Consider the following 18,254-nt stretch of genomic DNA (forward strand, 5'->3'; position numbering starts at 1 on the left):
GCTATTCCGGGATCGACTGCATCATGATCTCGCTGCGAAGGGCTGGTGCCTCGGCACCGAAATAGGTTTTGAGCAGTTTCGGGAAATCGTTCGATGTGTAGAAATCGGTCAGGGTGCGGTCGACAAGCAGCCGGAAGGTGGAATCGTCGCGCCGCACCGCAATGCCATAGGGTTCGTGGGTGAAAAGCCGGCTGCCAAGCTCCAGCGCCGACCGATTGTTTGCCCGATCGGCAAGGCCGATGAGAAGGGCGCGGTCGGCGAAGTAGGCATCGATCCTGCGGTCTTCCAGCGCCTTCAACCCGTCCTCGTGGGTGGCGAAATCGACGATGCGCGTCTGCGGCACATCTGGTCCGATCGCATCGCGCAGCGTCGCACCCGTCGTCGTGCCGGCGCGCACCCCAATCGAACTCTGGGCAGGCGATTTCAGGTCGACGGCGCTGACTGGTTGCTTGTCGAGAAAGAGAACCTGCAGATAATCCGGCGAGTCCCTGCGAAGCAGTGCGCTTGCACCGGTCAGGAAAACCGGCTGGGAGAAATCGACGCTTTCGCGCCGCTCGAGATTGATCGTGGTCGCACCGCAAAGCAGGTCGACCTTTCCATTCTCCACCGCGCCAAAACCGTCTGCCAGCGTCGTTTCGACATATTCTTTCTTGAGGCCGGAAACATTGTGGCCAACCTCGTCGGCGATACGACGGCAGAGATCGATCGTATAGCCCGCGGGGCTGCCATCGGCCTTCTTGAAGGAGAAGGGCTTCTCATCGGTAATATAGCCGATGCGGATTGTCTTGCTCTGTTTTATGGTGTCTAGCGTCTGCGCCATCGCGGGCGCAAAGGCGGGAAAGGCAAGAGCAAGGCCCAGAAAAAGCAGCCGTCGCGCACGGTTCAGCATCTTTTCCCCTCAAACAGCGATTGCCTCGTAATGATCCGAACCGGAGACTATGGCCTGCCGGTCATTTGTCAACGGCGGCTCCTGTTGCCGCAGGTGCCCGCATCTTACTCTTTCGTGCATTGCCCTTTCGTGGTTTCCCCTGTTAAGACTGGTGCATATCATTTTATCACCTATGTCCTTGGTTTTTCGGGAGGCTATCGTCGCCATGGCAAATCTTGCTCAATTGCTTGCATCCATTAAAATTCCGGACCTCGCTGGCAAAGCGGTGCTGATTACCGGCGCTTCCACCGGTATCGGCGCTGCCGTTGCACGCGCCTTCGCCGCACAGGGCGCCAAGGTTGGCGTTCACTACAATTCAAGCCGCGAACCGGCCGAACAACTGGCTGATGAGATCAAGGCAGCCGGCGGCACGGTGCATCTGGTGCAGGGCGACGTGTCGCGGGAAGGCGAAACGGAACGCGTCGTTGAAGAGACGGCGAAGACCTTCGGTCATCTCGATGGCCTCATCAACAATGCCGGCGGCATGCTCGGCCGCAAGCCGACCTCGGAATATACCGATGAGCATTATGAGAAGGTCATGAACCTGAATGCCCGCTCGGTGCTGGCAGCCACGCGTGCTGCTCATCCCTGGCTGAAGAAACAGGGCGGCTTCATTATCAACACGACGTCGATCGCTGCGCGCAATGGCGGCGGCAATGGCGCCATTCTCTATGCGGCGTCAAAGGGCTTCGTCTCGACGATTACCCATGGGCATGCCAAGGAATTCGTCGCCGATAAAATCCGCGTCAATGCGGTCGCGCCCGGTGTCATCGCCACCCCTTTCCATGAGCGTTATACCAATGACGAGCAGATGGAGATGCAGCGCAAATCGATCCCGATGGGCTTCGTCGGCACTTCGGAAGATTGCGTCGGCGCCTATCTCTTCCTCGCCTCTCCGACGCTGTCAGGCTACATCACCGGCCAGATCATCGAGGTCAATGGCGGCCAGCTGATGCCCTGATCAGGGCCGAAAGATCGGAATTTACGGAACTTTCGTATTGGAATGACGTTTCCCGCTTGGACATTCATCAAGCGGGGCGTCATGAGCTTTTCCTTTTCCGAACTCGACTTCTTAAAACCGGAGCTGGGGGCGGAATATACCGGTTCGGGCACGCATTTCGCGGTTTTCTCCGCTCATGCAGAACAGGTGGAACTCTGCCTGTTTTCCCCAGATGGCAAGAAGGAGATCGCTCGGCTGCCGCTGCCGAAGCGTGAGGGCGACATCTGGTCGGGCTACATAGCCGGCCTCGGTCCGGGCACGGTCTATGGCTACCGCGCCCTCGGCCCTTACGACCCGAAGAACGGCCATCGTTTCAATCCCAACAAGCTGCTGCTTGATCCATATGCCAAGCAAGTGATCGGTGATCTCAAATGGGACAATGCGCTGTATGGATATGAGATCGGCAAGGACGATCTTTCCTTCGACGAGCGCGACAGCGCGCCTTACATGGTCAAGGCCGTCGTTCAGGATCCGGATTTCGACTGGGCGGGTCAAGAAGCAATACGGCGGCCATGGCCGGAGACGATTATCTATGAGGCGCACGTCCGCGGACTGACAATGCTGCACCCCAAAGTGCCCGACAGGCTGCGTGGCACCTTTCTCGGCATGTGCAGCGATCCGATCATCGACCATCTCGTGAAGCTCGGCATATCGGCGATCGAGCTGTTGCCGATCCAGTTTTTCCCCAATGACCGGTATCTGGAAGAGAAGAAGCTGACGAATTATTGGGGTTACCAGACACTCGGATTTTTTGCGCCGCAGGCCCGTTATCTTTCGGGCGACAGGATCACCGAGATCAAGACCATGGTGAAAAAGTTCCATGCCGCTGGCATCGAAGTCATTATGGACGTCGTCTACAACCATACGGCTGAAGGCAGCGAGAAGGGACCGACGCTGTCCTTTCGCGGGCTCGACAACGCAAGCTATTACATCCTCTCGCCCGATGATCCGCGCCATACGTTCGATACGACAGGCACCGGCAATACGCTCAATGTCGCCAATCCCATGGTCATGCGCATGGTGCTGGACAGCCTGCGTTACTGGGTTGGCGTGATGCATATTGACGGCTTCCGTTTCGACCTCGCCAGCACACTCGGTCGCCAGGATCTGGAATTCGACCGGCAGGGTCTATTCTTCGGCGCCATCCGCCAGGACCCGATCCTTGCCGGCGTCAAACTGATCGCAGAACCCTGGGATGTCGGCGCGGGTGGTTATCAGGTTGGCGGGTTCCCGCCTCCCTTCCGCGAATGGAACGATAAGTTCCGCGACGATGTGCGCCGCTTCTGGAAGGGCGATGGCGGCATGGTGTCGGAAATTGCGCAGCGTATCACTGGCTCGGCGGTCCAGTTCAACCATTCGGATCGTGGTGCGACATCATCGGTCAATCTGCTATCGGCTCATGACGGCTTCACGCTGATGGACACAGTTTCCTTCAACGACAAGCACAATGAGGCAAATGGCGAGGATAACAGGGACGGCCATTCGGACAATCACTCCGACAATATGGGTGCCGAAGGCGCGACCGATAACGAGGACATCAACAGGCTGCGGGCGCGGCGGCGCCGCAACATGATGGCGACCCTGATGTTATCGCAGGGCGTCCCGATGATCCTTGCGGGCGATGAGGTCGGTAATGGCCAGGGTGGCAACAACAATGCTTACTGCCAGGACAACGAGATCGGCTGGACGAAATGGGATGGTCTCGATGATCCATTCCTCGATTTCTGCCGCAAGGTCGTCGCGTTCCGCAAGGCGCATCCGGTGCTCAGGCAGGAGCGTTTTCTGACAGGCGACAGCACTGAGGATGGACGTATCGAAATCGCCTGGTACAAGCCGGACGGCAATTTCATGGACGAGGGTGCGTGGAACGACGACGAGCTTCGAGTGCTTGGCGTCTATCTGTCGAAGAGCGCGTATTCTCCCGATAGCGAAGAAATGGATGATCTCTATCTGGTCTTCAATGCGGGTGGAGATTGCGAGGTGCACTTGCCTGAGGTCAATGGACTGAAGCAATGGGCGCGTGTCCTGGATACCGGCGCGGAGGAGGACGCCTTCAAGCTCCATGAGCAAGAAAGTCCCGTGATGGTTTATACTCAAAGCATCGCCGCGTTTGCGCCGAAGGGGCAGACCAAGCCGCCAAAAGGTGCAAGCAAGGCCGAACGCCGCAGGTGGTTCCATTTCGGGCGGCGAGGCAAGTGATAGGTCGATAGTCCGCAATGAATGCCGACGTCACCGAGCTTGGTCTGATCTATGTCAGCGATACCGAACCGGGTATCCGCAGACGACGAAAGGGCAAGGGCTTCAGCTATACATTGCCAGACGGGAAAACACTGGCCGACGAAATGCAACGGGCACGCATCCGTGCGCTCGGCCTGCCGCCGGCCTACGAAAATGTGTGGATCTGCATCTACGAAAACGGTCATCTTCAGGCGACCGGCTTTGATGCCCGCGGCCGCAAACAATACCGCTATCACAAGGACTGGCAGGCCTTTCGCAGCGCCGGAAAGTTTTACCAGCTTATCGAATTCGGCAACGCCTTGCCGAAGATCCGCCGCACGGTCCTGCGCCATCTCGATACTGGTGCTGAGGATATCAACGGTGTACTTGCGGCGCTGACGATACTTCTCGACGAGGCGCATTTGCGCGTCGGCAATCAGGCCTATGTGAAGGAAAACGACACCTATGGTGCAACGACGCTGCTGAAGCGCCATCTGAAGATCGTCGACGGCCGCATCGAGCTGAAATTTCGCGCCAAAGGCGGCAAGCGCGTACAGCGCAGCCTCAAGCATCCGCGTCTGCAAAAGATACTGGAAGAAATCGCCGACCTGCCGGGCAGGCAGCTCTTCGTCTGGAAGGACGAGACCGGAACATTGAAGCCGATCGATTCTGGTCGATTGAATGCCTATCTTGCAGAAATCTCCGGCATTGCCATTTCAGCCAAGACCTTCCGCACGTGGGCGGGTTCGCTTGCCGCTTTCGGCGCAGCACGCGGTGCCATCTCAGAGGGGCGACGGCCGACTGTCAAAGAGATGTCAGAAGCTGCGGCCGAGGTCCTGCACAATACGCCGGCGATCGCGCGCTCCAGTTATATCCACCCGGCAATCATTGCACTTTCGGCCAAAGATGAGACGCTGCAGGAGGCCGGTATCGAACCCCTGCGCGGGCTTCGGGCGGATGAGAACCGCATGCTGGATTTCCTGATGCACCACATCATTCCCGAGTAAAAAGAACCCGCGACCGGGGACTGCGAGTTTCGGGTTCAAGAAGACAGGCGGCAGGGCTTCCCGATCTCTTCGATATTTCCGATTTGAGATCGCGGCAAACCGGATGGAGCCGCCCATCGCTCCCGAAAATGGAGATGCCGCTCACGACATATCGATGTCGAGTTCCGGATAGTGGCGGAAAATCCCGTCGGTATTGAAGGGTAGGCGGCGGTCCGACCTTAGATAGCTGGCTATATTGGGGCGCTGCGCGACGCTGTCATGCAGGGCGGCAAGCAGCGGATACTTGTTGCGGTAATTGCTCATCGCCTTCGGAAATGCATAAAGCAGTCCTTCGACGATCTGGAAAAGCGACAGATCCACGTAAGTCAGCGTATCGCCGGTTATATGTTTGGAACCATCCGGATTCTGCCGTAGCACGCGCTCAAAATAGCCGAGGAATTTCGGGATACGCTCCTTGATGAAATCGGCCGAGCGCGCTTTGGCCTCTTCCTTCTGGTCCTCGTAGTAGAGCGAGGTGGCGATGGGGTGATGCGTGTCATGGACCTCGGCCACGAAATCGGTGATCGTCAGCTGCAACCCATTGATGACATAGCGCAGCCTTTCGTCGCCGGGCGCCAGTCCCAGTTTCGGACCGAGGTAGAGAAGAATGTTGGCGACATGCGGGATAATAAGATCGCCATCCCTAAGGAAAGGCGGGGCAAAAGGGATATGTGCTTCGCTGTCGCTTTGCAGGATCGCGAACATCGCGCCGGTGCCACGCCCGTGGCCCGACTGGCGGGTGATGTCAATATAATCAGCGCCCGCTTCCTCAAGCGCCAGCCGCACGAATTCGCCACGGCCCTGAATGCCGTCCCAGTAGTAAAGTTCGTAAGTCATTTGCCCTCGTAATTGCTTAGTGTCTGGCTTCGCGGCCGAAATCCTTGCGGAGTTCTTCCTTCGCCTTTTCAAGTGTGTTCTTCTGCTTCTTCGTCAACTGCTTACCGGCGCGGTTGATGTAGAAATTCAGCATCGACATGGCCGAGCGGAACGGGCTGGATTTACGCCGAGGGCTGCTTTCGGCTGAATGCTTGAGTGAATCTGCAATCTTCTTCGGATCGTCGGATGTGAAGACCCCCTTCTCAAGATCTAAGGCGTCGCTGTTATCGGTCACATCCTGTGACCATTTCGTCTTTCCTTTCGCCATGGTGACTGTCCTTAACAGCAGCGGCGCTAGGCCGCTTGCTGGATTATTGGTGTTTGACGACGCCGTCAGTGATGGGCGTGGTGTTCGTTGCGCTTGCGGGTCGCGGCTGCCTTTTTTGCGGACGCGGAACGTTCTTCCTTCGACCGGGATGCCGAAGCATGACCGCCAATGCGGCCGCCTTTTTTGGAGGATTCGTGCGTATCCTTCTTGCCGCGACCAGAGCCTGATTTGTTGCCGCCGCCACTTTCCTTGTTGACGGTTGCCCATGCCCGGCGTTCGGCCTCCTCTTGGGATACGCCGCGGTCCTCATAGCCTTCCTCGATATGCTCGGCCTTCCTCTTCTGCTTGTCAGTATAAGCGGATTTGTCACCTCTCGGCATGGCTGCCTCCTCTGGTTCGAATGAGGTCCAACCGCTGGCCATCCAAAAAGTTCCGGGGCCGTCCTGACTGCCGCGGCCTGCCAACCGAACTGGTTGTCCGCGACGACAACGGTACGAATGGCGACGATCTATTTGGAAATATCGAGAACTCGAGGCGCCTGAGGCTATCAGGACTAAACGATGGGGCGCTGGCGTGCGGCGGTCTTTACTGCGTGGTCGAGTGCGGCCGTGGAAAACGGCTTCGGCAGCAGCACGGAGCCGGAAAAACGGTTCGCGTCTGGCAGGTTGCTGTTGCCGGTCGCAAAGACGAGACCGACCGAAGGGACGGCTTCGCGCGCCAGAGCCGCAAAGGCCGGGCCGGACATGCCCGGCAGCCCGACATCGGCAACGATGATGTCTATATCGGTCGTGCGCAAGAATTCGACGCCCTGTTCACCGCTGTCGGCAGCGATCACGTCATATCCGAGATCCTGCAGGATTTCGGCAGTATCCATGCGGATGAGAACATCATCCTCGACCAGTAGAAGCTTCAGGTTGGCCTTAGCGACATCGCGCAGCCGTCCGCTGCCTGGCAGAGCCACCGGATTGGTCTGGTGTCGTTCAGCCCGATTGATGAGGACGTGGCGGACCTTTCGCGCCAGGGCCTCCCGTGTATAGGGCTTGGAGAGGAGCTCCAGGCCGGGGTCAAGCCGGCCGTCATGGACGATCGAATTTTCGGTATAGCCTGACGTATAAAGCACGGCAATATTGGGCAGGCGCTCGCGGGCCATGCGCGCGAGTTCCGGGCTCTTCAGTGGACCGGGCATGACGACGTCCGTAAAGAGCAGATCGATATGCGCGCCGCTCTCGATAACGGTCAATGCGCTCTGCGCATCCTTGGCCTTTAGTACGTAATAGCCGAGATCAGTCAGCATCTCGACCACGGTTGCGCGCACACCTTCATCATCTTCGGCGACCAGAATCGTCTCGGCGCCGCCGGTTGCGGGAACGTTGTCGCCGTTGGCGATTCGGTCCTCGCTCTGGAAGCAACGGGGAAGATAAAGCTTGACAGTCGTGCCTTCGCCGACCTCGCTGTAGATCTTCACATGGCCGCCAGACTGTTTGACGAAACCGTAGACCATGGACAGGCCGAGGCCTGTACCCTTGCCCTCCGGCTTGGTGGAGAAGAACGGCTCGAAAGCCTGCTCGATGACTTCAGGTGTCATGCCGGAGCCTGTATCGGTGACGGCAAGGACGACATATTGGCCGGCAGCGACTTCCGGATGAATGCGGCTATAGGAATCGTCGAGAAAGGCATTGCCCACTTCGATCGTCAGTTTGCCTGCGCCATCCATTGCATCGCGTGAATTGATTGCAAGGTTCAACAATGCGTTCTCAATTTGGATCGGGTCGGCAAAACTGTTCCAGAGGCCGCCGGAAACCACGGTCTCCACCTCGATTTCTTCGCCGAGCGAGCGGCGCAGCATGTCGTCCATGGCCGAGACAAGGCGGCCGATATTGATCACCTTCGGCTCCAGCGGCTGGCGGCGGCCGAAGGCGAGGAGCTGGCTGGCGAGCCGCGATCCGCGCTCGACGGCGGACAGCGCGTTGGAAATGCGCTCCTTGGCCCGGCCACTATTCGCCACGTCCTTGCCAAGGAGCTGCAGATTGCCGGATATGACCTGCAGCAGATTGTTGAAGTCATGCGCCACGCCGCCGGTCAATTTGCCGATCGATTCCATCTTTTGCGCCTGCTGCAAGGCTGCTTCTGCCTGCTGGCGTTCGAGGATTTCGGCCGCGACGCGAACCTCGAGCGTTTCGTTCAGCTTGCGGAGCTGGTCTTCGGCCTCGCGACGCTGGGCGATTTCCACCTCGGCGGCGCGGATGAGCCGGGCATTATCGATCGCAACGGCAGACTGGCCCGCCAGGCTGACGAGGCTCGCCTCCACCGCATCCGAAAAACGGGCTGGCTGGCTATGACCGAAGAACAGTCCGCCAATGACGCTGCCGTCGCGTGACTTGACCGGCACGGCGAGATAGCTGCGGACAGGAAGGTGGCCTTTCGGCATGCCGGAATGCGGCGCATTCTGTCCATAGCGCGGATCGAGCAGAATATCGTCCGAGCGTATCACCCCTTCGCCGTTGAAGGTCGGCGCGAAGACCTTGGTGTTGCGCGGCATGGGGAACCGGTCGAAATGTCTGCGATCGACGCCCGACAGCGCATAGAGCATGTAGCTGCCACCTTCGCCATCATCGACATTGTAGAAGAAGGCGCCGAATTCGGCGCCTGCCAACGCAACGCCGGCATCGACGGCGATCTGCGTCAGGCGGTCGACATTGAGTTCCGCGGTGATCGCCGCTCCTGCGCGGTTGACGACGGCAAGTGTGGCTGATTTTTCCCGTGACTCATCCAGCGCGGCTCGCTCGCGCCGCTTGGCAAGCACCTGATCCGTCACCTCCATGGTGGCGCAAAGAATGCCGGCGACTTTGCCGTGATCGTCCCGCAGCGGCGTGTAGGAGAAGGTGAACCAAGCGTCTTCCGTCCGGCCTTCGCGCTGCATCGGAACGAGAAGTTCCTTGTAGAGTTGTGATTGGCCGTCGAGCGTCGCCTGCACGATCGGCTGGAACTGAGGCCAGATATCGGACCAGACCTGCTGAAAGGGTTTTCCGAGAGCAGCAGGGTGCCGGTCCGGGAAGATTGCCACATAGGCGTCGTTGTAGATGAAGGCAAGCTCAGGACCCCAGGCGACGAATTTCGGCTGGCGGGAATTGACGACCATTTCGGCGATATGCCGCAGTGAACTTGGCCATGCTTCGACTGGCCCGATGCCGGCTGCATTCAGGCCGTTTCGGCGCAGCAAATTTCCGATTTCGCTATTGCCTTCCGGCCAGCGGCCCCCAACCCGTGCCATCAAAAATCGCTTTCATTCCTGTAGGCATCATCATCGCCGGATCTGCCGGTCCATGGCGACAAAATAGAGGCGTGCGGCACGAGGGAAAGGGTGAACTTCAAATATCCTTAACCGGGCAAGATGTCCGATTACTCGCAAAAAGGTTATTTATATTGTCATTCCTGGTCCAGCTTCTGCGAGGCGATAAAAGTGCGGCTCAAAGCAAAGGAACGAAGCTGGATCGGTTTATGCGGATCACGAAAAAATACGCCGACCATATTATCGACGAAAAGGATAAGCCCCAGCGCAAAGACGATGTAGAGCAAAGCGGCGATCAGAAGCAGCGACATCTCCATGCCTCACACCAGTACTGCCAAAGCCCGGCCGGCAGCCGCAGGAGCTGGGGTGTTCATGGCGCAGGCAAAATGGCTGTTCATGGTAACTTCCCCTGTTTGCCCACAAACAGTCAGAAGATGTCCTTGTTCCCCGTTTCGAGGGGTGGACGCAACTTTTTTATAAAGCTGTCCAGACAGACGGTTCATTCGGTTTGTGGTCCCCCCGCTTCAGAGAATTTATAGCGCGCAACTAATTCAAACTTATGACACAAAGGGTTAAGGGGTGCCGCTTAAGCACCCTTTTTCATTAAATTTTGAATGCTTCTCGTCAGGAAGCCGACTTGCGAGCGACCGTGCGTTTCGGCGCCGGTTTGACAATGCCGCCGGCCTTGGTGCTCGTCGCTGTCCGCTTGGCCTTCGCCTTGGCTTCGCCACCGTTGGTGGACTCTGCTGTCTTGGCGGCGGCCGCCCGTTTCGCCCGAGGCTTCACTTCCTTCCCGTTTGCAGACTTCGAGGCCCCCTTGAGCGCATCATGCTCGGCCCTTGCCTGTTCCCAATGGATGGAGTCTCGCCCTGTCGGGTGCCCTTCTTCTTCCCAAAGGGCATATGCACGTTTTTTTATCCACTCTTCCCGAGCTTCTGCCATCGCTGATCTCCAGTCACAACATGCCGTCGTTCGAACGCGATACTGGGGAAAAAGTTCCAGACTCCGGAGCCGCTTTCAAGCCTATTCGTCACCCGCGTCGGGAATATTTTTGCGCTGCAATATTTATAGGCAACAGCCAGTGCTAGTTGCCTTGATATTGCGCAGCCTTATGCAAGTCCTCGACGAAAATCGCGCGCTGCCTATCGGCGTCGTCAGATTCGCGAATCCGCAGCAGGAAGGAAGGGTGAATGGTGACGAGAACCGGGGGATGATTTGCCGGCGTCAGGATATGCCCACGCTCGGGCGTCAGTTTCACTTTCGCACCGAGAAGAGAATAAAGTGCTGTCGCTCCTAGCGCGATGACCAGCTTGGGCTGCACGATCTCGATCTCCGCTCCAAGCCACCAGGAGCACCGCTGGATTTCCCCGGCATTGGGTTTCGAATGCAGGCGGCGCTTGCCGCGCGGCTCGAACTTGAAGTGCTTGACGGCATTGGTGACGTAGCAGCGTGAACGATCAAGCCCTGCTTCCTCCAGACAGAGATCGAGCAAACGACCTGCCGGTCCGACGAAGGGGCGTCCCGCGATGTCCTCCTTGTCGCCCGGTTGTTCACCGACAAGCATGATCTCGGCCTTTTGCGATCCCTCGCCAAAGACCAGCTGCGTGGCGTTCTTGTAGAGTTCGCAGCGCGTGCAGCCCTCCGCTTGGTGTCTAAGCTGATCGAGGTTGGTGGCGTCAGCGCTTTCAAGCGTGAAGGCAGGTCCAAATTTCGATGCGACGTTCATGGCGGCAATTCCTTGGCTTTCACCCTCAACCGATTGCGCCGGGCATTGTTCCTGTCTGTTCGGAACAACCAACAGCTTCAGGAATTTGATGCTGATTGGAAGTTACGCGGGGTGAGGGATGAACCAGATTTCAAAGACCGACATCATCATGGAAAGCGCCGGAACCTGGGGCGTAATGCTACTCGCAGACGGGAGCGCGCGTTTTCGTCTTTGGGCGCCTGGCGAAGATGCAATTGCGCTGCGGCATCGCGGCCGCGATGTTCCCATGGAGAATATCGGTGGCGGCTGGTTCGAGCTAATCGCGGCGGAAGCGTCCGCGGGCGATCAGTACATGTTCGTTCTGCCGGATGGAAAGGCCGTACCTGATCCGGCTGCGCGAGCGCAGGCCGGTAACGTGCATGGCCCCTCGCTGATCGTTGATCCCACCTATCATTGGCAGAATTTCCAGTGGCATGGTCGCCCCTGGGAAGAGGCGGTCATCAGCGAAATCCATATCGGTACTTTTACGCCCGAGGGTACGTTCCGGGCTGCGGCGGACAAGCTGAAGCATCTTGCAGAAATCGGCATCACGGCTATCGAAGTCATGCCTGTCGCGCAGTTTGCTGGCGATCGAGGCTGGGGTTATGATGGTGTACTGCACTACGCGCCGCATCCCGCTTATGGCGCGCCGGCCGATTTCAAGGCCTTTATCGATACCGCGCACGGTCTCGGTATCATGGTACTACTCGACGTGGTCTACAATCATTTCGGACCCGAGGGTAATTATCTCCACAGCTATGCGCCTAGCTTCTTCCGCAAAGACCGCGAAACGCCCTGGGGCGCAGCAATCGACTTCGAGCGGGAGCCGGTGCGGCGCTTTTTCATCGAGAATGCAATCTACTGGATCGGCGAGTTCCGGCTGGACGGGCTCAGGCTCGATGCCGTGGAGCAGATCCATGACACCTCTGAAAAGCATGTGCTTTTAGCCGTTGCCGACGAAGTAAACGCCGCCTTCGCCGATAGGAGAGTGCATCTCATCGTCGAAGATCAGCGCAATCTCGTGGAGTTGCTGGCCCGTGACGAGAACGGCGCTCCCAAAAACTACGAGGCGGAATGGAACGATGATTTCCACCATGTCGCGCACATCATCGCGACCGGGGAAACCATTGGCCATTACGAGCCTTTCTCCGATCAGCTTTGGCATAAGCTTCGGCTGGCGCTTCAGCACGGTTTCATCTATCCAGATCGCACCGATCCGCCGGAACTGCCTGTCGGCGAGCGTCGCTATCTGCCGCCCACTGCCTTTGTCGATTTCCTCCAGAACCACGACCAGATCGGCAACCGGGCCTTCGGCGAGCGGCTGGTGAGCCTTTCCGATCCCGATATGCTGGACGCGCTGACGGCGATACTCCTGCTCTCGCCGCACGTCCCCTTTCTCTTCATGGGGGAGGAGTATGGGGAGCGGCGTCCCTTCCATTTCTTCACCGATTATGGGGGTGAGCTCGCAAAAATCGTGCGCGAGGGGCGCATGGCGGAAGCTGAAGGATTCGGCGGATTGAAGGCCGGCAGAGCCGTGGCCGATCTGCCCGATCCGAATGCCCTTTCGACCTTCGAGAATTCGAAACTCGATTGGCAATGGCGGGAGAGCGAAGAGGGTCGGAAAAGCCTGGCTTTTGTCGCCGAGCTCCTGAAGCTGCGCAGAACCTATATCGTGCCGCTGCTGCGGCAGAGCTGGGTCATTGCGAGCGGAGCGTTAGAAGCACCTGAAGGAGGTGTTGCCGTATGGTGGAAATTTTCGAACCTGACGTTGGGGTTGCGCGCCAATCTGGCAGAACAGCCGCTGGACCTGCCGTCGGTTCCCGGGACGGTAATCTACGAGCACTACAGCAGAGGAGCAAGGCCTTCAGAGAATCGAGAGCTGCCCCCGCATTCCGTCATTTTCGCCATCGATATCGAAGCCGAATGAGGCGTACTGTCCAAGGCCGTAAGGGACTGAATTCCCAAACAGCTGCCGTTAGATAGTACGCGTCGGCAGCACGCGTTTGACATCATCCAGAGACGGTTTCCGTACCACGCGATAACGCGCTTCGACAAGGTTATAGAAGCCGAATGCGGCAAGACCGACGGCGACTGCGATATAGAGGATCGAGCCGAAGGGCAGTTGCCTCAGCCACTGCAGCGCGTCGGCGATGCTGCCGGCCTGATCCGGATCCACGCGAAAGCCCGCATAGGCAAAGAGAATGCCAGTAACCGCAAAGACAAGCCCACGCGCAACAAGGCCATAGATGCAGATCGAAGCGAGAAGGCCCCCGTCAGGAATGCGCAAATATCGTTCAAATTTCTTCGTCAATCCTTTGGCAGCAGTAATCCCGCCACCAATGATAAAACCGACGCCGACCGCGATCGCCAGGTAAGATCCTGATGGCTTCGACATGATCCATGCCGCAAGCCCTTTTTCGCCCGGCTCGTCACTGCCGCCGGCAAAAAGCAAGGCGTGCCCAAGCGCGTAAGCCGCGAGCCCAAGGTAGATCACTGCACTTCCGAATAGAGCGATCCTGATCATGATAGCCTTTCCGCCGGAGCCATGTCCGTCGCTGTCTGCGAGCGATTGAGCAAGCCTCCAGGCGACGAACCCCAGAAGCCCGAGGCCGATGAGGCCAACCCAAATGCGGCCGAATGGTTGCTCCAGCAAGGTTGAAAGTGCCGATTTTGTCTCCGGTCGGCCGCCTGCTACGCCTGAGAAGAGAGCAAGCCCGGCGACGAGGAGGAAGACGATGCCGCGGGCCACATAGCCACTCTTGGCAAGCAAATCGAAACGAAACTCTCGTGGCATCCTGTCCCCGCGCGTGCTTCTGACCGATAAGTAACGCGTCGAAACACGAAAAGTTTGTGCCGGCTATCGAATTTGAAAGGACTTCCGTTGGCTCGACGCCCTGCATGAGGCTCTATGCTGCTTTGACGAATTAGCAGAACTCGGTGGTTGTGCTCGTTGCTCGAGAACTCATATAAGGATTCGAACATATTCCCTCATATTCTGTCCTAATGCCGCGCCGAACAGCGTAGCGCTGTTCTATTGTGCGCGTGAAAGAGAGGTATTACGTGCAGGCTTTATCTAGAGCACTCGCAGACATGACGCTGCAGGAACGTGCGAGCATGGCGGATGTCGTCGTAGAAGCCCTTGAAGCTTTCGGGCAAGAAGCAGAAGAAGATGGTGACACGCGTTTTGCCCGAGACTCGAAAGCGATAGCCTGTACGATCCGCGGCTGTGGACGCGATCTTTCCAAATGCGAGCTTCAGACGGCGGAGCTTCTGCTGGAGCTCGGAATCCAGTTCATGTATTCCTATACCTGTCGGGAAAAGCGTTCCGACAGCGAACGCCTCGTCGTCCAATAGCACCATCGGTACGAGCGCAGACGAAGTGATGTATAAAAAGCTGCTGTTTCCCAAAGGCTATGGAAAGTCGCGGTTCGCGGATATTTTTTGAGTCACGCCGCTCGACTGGTGCGTTGATACCGCTAATTAGGGTTTTCGTGCAACTGATACCGGCCACACTCACAATTTCTGGACACGATGTTCCAACTCTTGTCGACCTACTGGCCGCATATCCTCTTCGTCATCTCGATTGCCATGGGGGCAGCGGCGGCGATCCACGCTGCCATGACCAAGGAAGAGGTGCGGGCGGCGATCGGCTGGGTCGGTGTCATCATTCTCTCGCCCATCGTCGGCGCGCTGCTTTACATGATTGCCGGCATCAACCGCATCCGCCGCAAGTCGCTGAGCCTTCGCCGTGACGCATTGCTGCCGGCTGCCGATCTGCACGAACTCGAAAAATTCGATGCGGAGTCGGATGCCGTCATCAGCCAGTTCGGCCGACGCTTTGCTGCTTTGCAGACGCTTGGTGATCGCATCACGCGCTACCCGCTGACGACCGGCAACACCGTCGACATGTTGGAAAATGGTGACGAGGCCTATGCAGCGATGAAGACGGCCATCGAGACCGCCGAACGCAGCATCCTGCTCGAAACCTATATATTCGACCGCGACAGGGTAGGGCTTCGCATCGCCGATGTACTGATTGCAGCCGTCAAACGCGGCGTTGAGGTGCGCGTGTTGATCGATGCGGTCGGCGCGCGCTATTCGGTGCCGAGTATTCTCGGTCATTTACAAGAGGGCGGGGTGACGGTTGATGTCTTCAATGGCAACGTCATCATGGGCTTGAGGCTGCCTTATGCAAACCTGCGCACACACCGCAAGATCCTGATCGTGGATGGAAAGATCGCATTGACGGGCGGTATGAATATCCGCGAGGGCTTCAGCGAGGAAACGGTCGGCGAGAGTTTTGCCCATGACACGCACTTTAGCGTCAGCGGTCCGGCAGTAGCCGATCTCTTTGACGTTGCTGCTGAAGACTGGCGTTTTACGACAGGCGAAGTCCTGAACGGCGAGGCTTGGCGCATCGACCGACCGGAGCGCAAGCGCGGCGATCCGGTCTTCATGCGCGTCGTTGCTTCCGGACCGGACCGGAGCGTTGAGACGAACCATAAGATGTTGATGGGCGCCTTCTCTGTAGCGCGCCAGTCGATCCGGATCATGTCGCCTTACTTTCTGCCGGATCGGGAGCTGATTAGCGCGCTGACGACGGCGGCCCGGCGTGGCGTGGCAGTTGATATCGTCGTGCCCGCCGCCAACAACCTCGTACTGGTTGACCGGGCGATGACGGCGCAATTCGATCAGATCGTCAAGAACTACTGCCGCATCTGGCGCTCGACTGGTAGCTTCAGCCATTCCAAGCTGCTCTCCATCGACGGAACCTGGGCTTATATCGGCTCCTCGAATCTCGATCCGCGATCGCTGCGGCTGAATTTCGAGGTCGATCTCGAAGTGCTGAATGCCGGCTTTGCTGCCGAAATCGATGAGCGCATCGACGCTGCTATCAAGTCCGCGACGCCGGTTACGCTCGAGGGGCTGCGGTCGCGGCCCTTCCTGGTACGGCTTCTCGAAAAGGTGTTGTGGCTGGGCTCGCCCTATCTTTGACCGAGTTTTGCAGACTGCAGCATGGCAAGTTTTGTCGTGCTGCCTATAATCGTGAAGAAGAGCTTTTCGAGCAATGGAGCCATCATTCCTCCCGATGCAAGCGAAAAAGAAAGACAGCCTTCCCGCGAGTATCATCGCCTCTATCAGAAACAGGAAGAAACGCGTCGAGATTTGGAGGGCGGGACCAAAGCCCCGCGGCGAAGGCACGCTGATCGCCTCCTACAATGTCCATAAATGCGTCGGCACCGACCGACGCTTCGATCCGGAACGCACAAGCCGTGTCATCCATGAAATCGATGCGGATGTCATTGCACTGCAGGAGGCCGATACCCGCTTCGGCGAGCGTACCGGCATTCTCGATCTCGCCCGGCTGGAGCGCGAGACCGGCCTTGTGCCCGTTCCGATCTCAGGGTCGGTGAAAGCGCATGGTTGGCACGGCAATGTTGTACTCGTTCGCAAGGGTCTGGTGCATGATGTGCATCAGGTGACGTTGCCGGGGCTGGAGCCGCGCGGCGCGCTGGTTGCGGAGATAGAGCTTGAGACCGGCGGCAAGCTACGCATCATTGCGGCCCATCTTGGGCTCCTGCGCCATTCGCGGGCACAACAGGCAAGGACGCTGGTCGATCTCATCAGCGATCGCCACGAGATGGCGACCATCCTTCTTGGCGATTTCAATGAATGGCGGCTCGGCGACCGCTCCTCTCTCAATACCTTCCAGATGGCCTTCGGTCCGTTACCGCCCGCCGTTCCGAGCTTTCCTGCCGGCTTGCCGGTTTTGGCGCTCGACCGCATCATTGCCAATAGGAATGGCATCATCTCCGCCGTGGAGGTGCACGACACCCCGCTCGCCCGCATGGCGTCCGACCACCTGCCGATCAAGGCGGTGGTCGACCTGCGGCAGGAATTGGCGAAAGCTGCCGGACGTCCGGGCGTTTAAGCCCGGACGGGTGCGGGAAGGAACTTGCCCCTTATCAGCAACCACAGCGTACCGATCGCAATCAGCGCAAGTGCGATATTGACCAGCACGAAGATTACGGGAGCCAGATGGCCGATCGCTCCGGTATCGCCGCGTGCAGTCATCCGCAAGGCGGCAGTCGCAAGCGCCGTCAGTCCGAAGGTGAAGGCCCAGTAAGAGCCTGCGAAGGGTTGCTGCATGATCCAGGGCAACTGACGGCTGATAATCAGCACCTGTAGGATGGCATAGCCGAACATTGCATGCGCGAGCATATCGGGCGCGCCGGTAGTGACGCTGAGGTACGCGACGCTGCCGACAGCAGGCGGAGCGATCTGGATACCGAGCGTGGGGCGCAGCGGTGCGGCAAGCTCCGGCGCCAACAGCAGCCGGTGCAGAAGCACGGATTCGACCGCGAGCCAGGAAAAGAAGCCCGCCCCGAAGGCAAGCTGGCCCCAGTCGGCGTATCCAAGGGTACCGGCTGCTATTGCCGTCACGAAAGAACCGGCGACGGTCGGCAGATAGAGAACCGGCGTGTTGCTGACCGGATCACGTCCACCACGCCACAGCAGCCCGGTTCGCCACAGCAGGAAAAACAACGCGGCTGCAAACCCCGCCAAAGCAAGTGCTTCGGCTCCGATACGTGAATAGGGGAGGATGGAAAGTCCGGCCAGCATGGTTGCAACACCAATAAGACCGACAAAGCAGCATTGGATTGGATGCTCCAGTTCCGCGATCGACTCGTTGGGCGCGACGAGCCATTTTGCGGCGTAGAGGACGATGAGGACGAGCCAGATGGCGAAGCCAAGCAGATTGATCGTCTCGCCCACGTCAGGTGCGACAGGCCAGACGGCGGCGGCGCGCCAGCTGTTGCCGAGCCCGGCAACACCGAGAACAATGCCAAAGAATGCAGCAGGTATGCGGGGCAGCGACATTTGG

The 18,254-nt window shown here is 58.4% G+C and carries 17 protein-coding genes; 7 read left to right on the plus strand and 10 right to left on the minus strand.

Features of this window, described 5'->3' with window-relative positions; translation table 11 throughout:
- Window position 1: 1 nt before the first annotated feature.
- Window positions 2-889 carry an amino acid ABC transporter substrate-binding protein gene (locus FHX08_RS22015; protein WP_132656701.1) on the minus strand — a complete coding sequence of 296 codons (888 nt, stop codon included), beginning with the start codon at window positions 887-889 and terminating at the stop codon, window positions 2-4.
- 205 nt (window positions 890-1,094) lie between these two features.
- Between FHX08_RS22015 and FHX08_RS22020 the strand changes: the two genes are divergently transcribed.
- The 3 genes from FHX08_RS22020 (at window position 1,095) to FHX08_RS22030 (ending at window position 5,152) form a co-directional block, all read left to right on the plus strand.
- A complete protein-coding gene (locus FHX08_RS22020; protein ID WP_132656702.1) occupies window positions 1,095-1,889 on the plus strand; it encodes an SDR family NAD(P)-dependent oxidoreductase in 795 nt (264 codons plus the stop codon).
- An 81-nt stretch (window positions 1,890-1,970) separates the two neighbouring features.
- Window positions 1,971-4,127: a glycogen debranching protein GlgX gene (gene glgX / locus FHX08_RS22025; RefSeq protein WP_132656851.1), complete on the plus strand. Its 2,157-nt coding sequence runs from the start codon at window positions 1,971-1,973 to the stop codon at window positions 4,125-4,127.
- Window positions 4,128-4,144: 17 nt separating this feature from the next.
- On the plus strand, window positions 4,145-5,152 hold the full coding sequence (locus tag FHX08_RS22030) for a DNA topoisomerase IB (protein WP_132656703.1): 1,008 nt from the start codon (window positions 4,145-4,147) through the stop codon (window positions 5,150-5,152).
- Window positions 5,153-5,293: 141 nt separating this feature from the next.
- Here the strand turns inward: FHX08_RS22030 and FHX08_RS22035 are convergent, their stop codons facing one another.
- The 7 genes from FHX08_RS22035 to FHX08_RS22065 form a co-directional block, all read right to left on the minus strand.
- Window positions 5,294-6,028 (minus strand): glutathione S-transferase family protein, encoded by a 735-nt coding sequence (locus tag FHX08_RS22035; protein ID WP_132656704.1) that lies wholly within the window; start codon window positions 6,026-6,028, stop codon window positions 5,294-5,296.
- A 16-nt stretch (window positions 6,029-6,044) separates the two neighbouring features.
- The gene (locus FHX08_RS22040; RefSeq protein ID WP_132656705.1) at window positions 6,045-6,335 is read right to left on the minus strand and encodes a DUF3175 domain-containing protein; all 291 of its coding nucleotides are present in this window, start codon (window positions 6,333-6,335) and stop codon (window positions 6,045-6,047) included.
- Between the two features lie 65 nt (window positions 6,336-6,400).
- Window positions 6,401-6,715, minus strand: coding sequence for a plasmid stabilization protein (locus tag FHX08_RS22045; protein WP_132656706.1), 315 nt, complete (start codon window positions 6,713-6,715; stop codon window positions 6,401-6,403).
- Between the two features lie 173 nt (window positions 6,716-6,888).
- Window positions 6,889-9,606, minus strand: a complete 2,718-nt coding sequence (locus FHX08_RS22050) for a response regulator (protein WP_184327641.1) — start codon at window positions 9,604-9,606, stop codon at window positions 6,889-6,891.
- Window positions 9,607-9,761: 155 nt separating this feature from the next.
- A complete protein-coding gene (locus tag FHX08_RS22055) occupies window positions 9,762-9,935 on the minus strand; it encodes a hypothetical protein (protein ID WP_165911946.1) in 174 nt (57 codons plus the stop codon).
- Window positions 9,936-10,248: 313 nt separating this feature from the next.
- The gene (locus tag FHX08_RS22060) at window positions 10,249-10,566 is read right to left on the minus strand and encodes a DUF2934 domain-containing protein (protein ID WP_132656707.1); all 318 of its coding nucleotides are present in this window, start codon (window positions 10,564-10,566) and stop codon (window positions 10,249-10,251) included.
- A 142-nt stretch (window positions 10,567-10,708) separates the two neighbouring features.
- Window positions 10,709-11,350 (minus strand): UdgX family uracil-DNA binding protein, encoded by a 642-nt coding sequence (locus FHX08_RS22065; RefSeq protein ID WP_132656708.1) that lies wholly within the window; start codon window positions 11,348-11,350, stop codon window positions 10,709-10,711.
- Window positions 11,351-11,468: 118 nt separating this feature from the next.
- On the opposite strand from FHX08_RS22065, the gene treZ reads away from it, so the two are divergent.
- Window positions 11,469-13,295, plus strand: a complete 1,827-nt coding sequence (gene treZ, locus FHX08_RS22070) for a malto-oligosyltrehalose trehalohydrolase (RefSeq protein ID WP_132656709.1) — start codon at window positions 11,469-11,471, stop codon at window positions 13,293-13,295.
- A 48-nt stretch (window positions 13,296-13,343) separates the two neighbouring features.
- Here the strand turns inward: treZ and FHX08_RS22075 are convergent, their stop codons facing one another.
- Window positions 13,344-14,162 carry a DUF1206 domain-containing protein gene (locus tag FHX08_RS22075; protein ID WP_132656710.1) on the minus strand — a complete coding sequence of 273 codons (819 nt, stop codon included), beginning with the start codon at window positions 14,160-14,162 and terminating at the stop codon, window positions 13,344-13,346.
- Window positions 14,163-14,482: 320 nt separating this feature from the next.
- Here FHX08_RS22075 and FHX08_RS22080 point away from each other — a divergent pair, with 320 nt between their 5' ends.
- From FHX08_RS22080 to FHX08_RS22090, 3 genes are all read left to right on the plus strand, one after another.
- Entirely contained in the window at window positions 14,483-14,722 is a 240-nt protein-coding gene (locus FHX08_RS22080; protein ID WP_210288353.1) for a hypothetical protein, read from the plus strand.
- A 177-nt stretch (window positions 14,723-14,899) separates the two neighbouring features.
- On the plus strand, window positions 14,900-16,363 hold the full coding sequence (locus tag FHX08_RS22085) for a phospholipase D-like domain-containing protein (RefSeq protein ID WP_132656712.1): 1,464 nt from the start codon (window positions 14,900-14,902) through the stop codon (window positions 16,361-16,363).
- 94 nt (window positions 16,364-16,457) lie between these two features.
- A complete protein-coding gene (locus FHX08_RS22090) occupies window positions 16,458-17,300 on the plus strand; it encodes an endonuclease/exonuclease/phosphatase family protein (protein WP_132656713.1) in 843 nt (280 codons plus the stop codon).
- Here FHX08_RS22090 and tehA read toward each other — a convergent pair.
- Complete coding sequence (gene tehA / locus FHX08_RS22095; RefSeq protein WP_132656714.1) at window positions 17,297-18,250, minus strand: dicarboxylate transporter/tellurite-resistance protein TehA; 954 nt, start codon at window positions 18,248-18,250, stop codon at window positions 17,297-17,299. The two genes, FHX08_RS22090 and tehA, sit on opposite strands and share 4 nt — an antisense overlap.
- Between the last annotated feature and the right edge of the window lie 4 nt (window positions 18,251-18,254).

The sequence above is a fragment of the Rhizobium sp. BK529 genome (assembly GCF_014194105.1).
Taxonomy (GTDB): Bacteria; Pseudomonadota; Alphaproteobacteria; order Rhizobiales; family Rhizobiaceae; genus Rhizobium.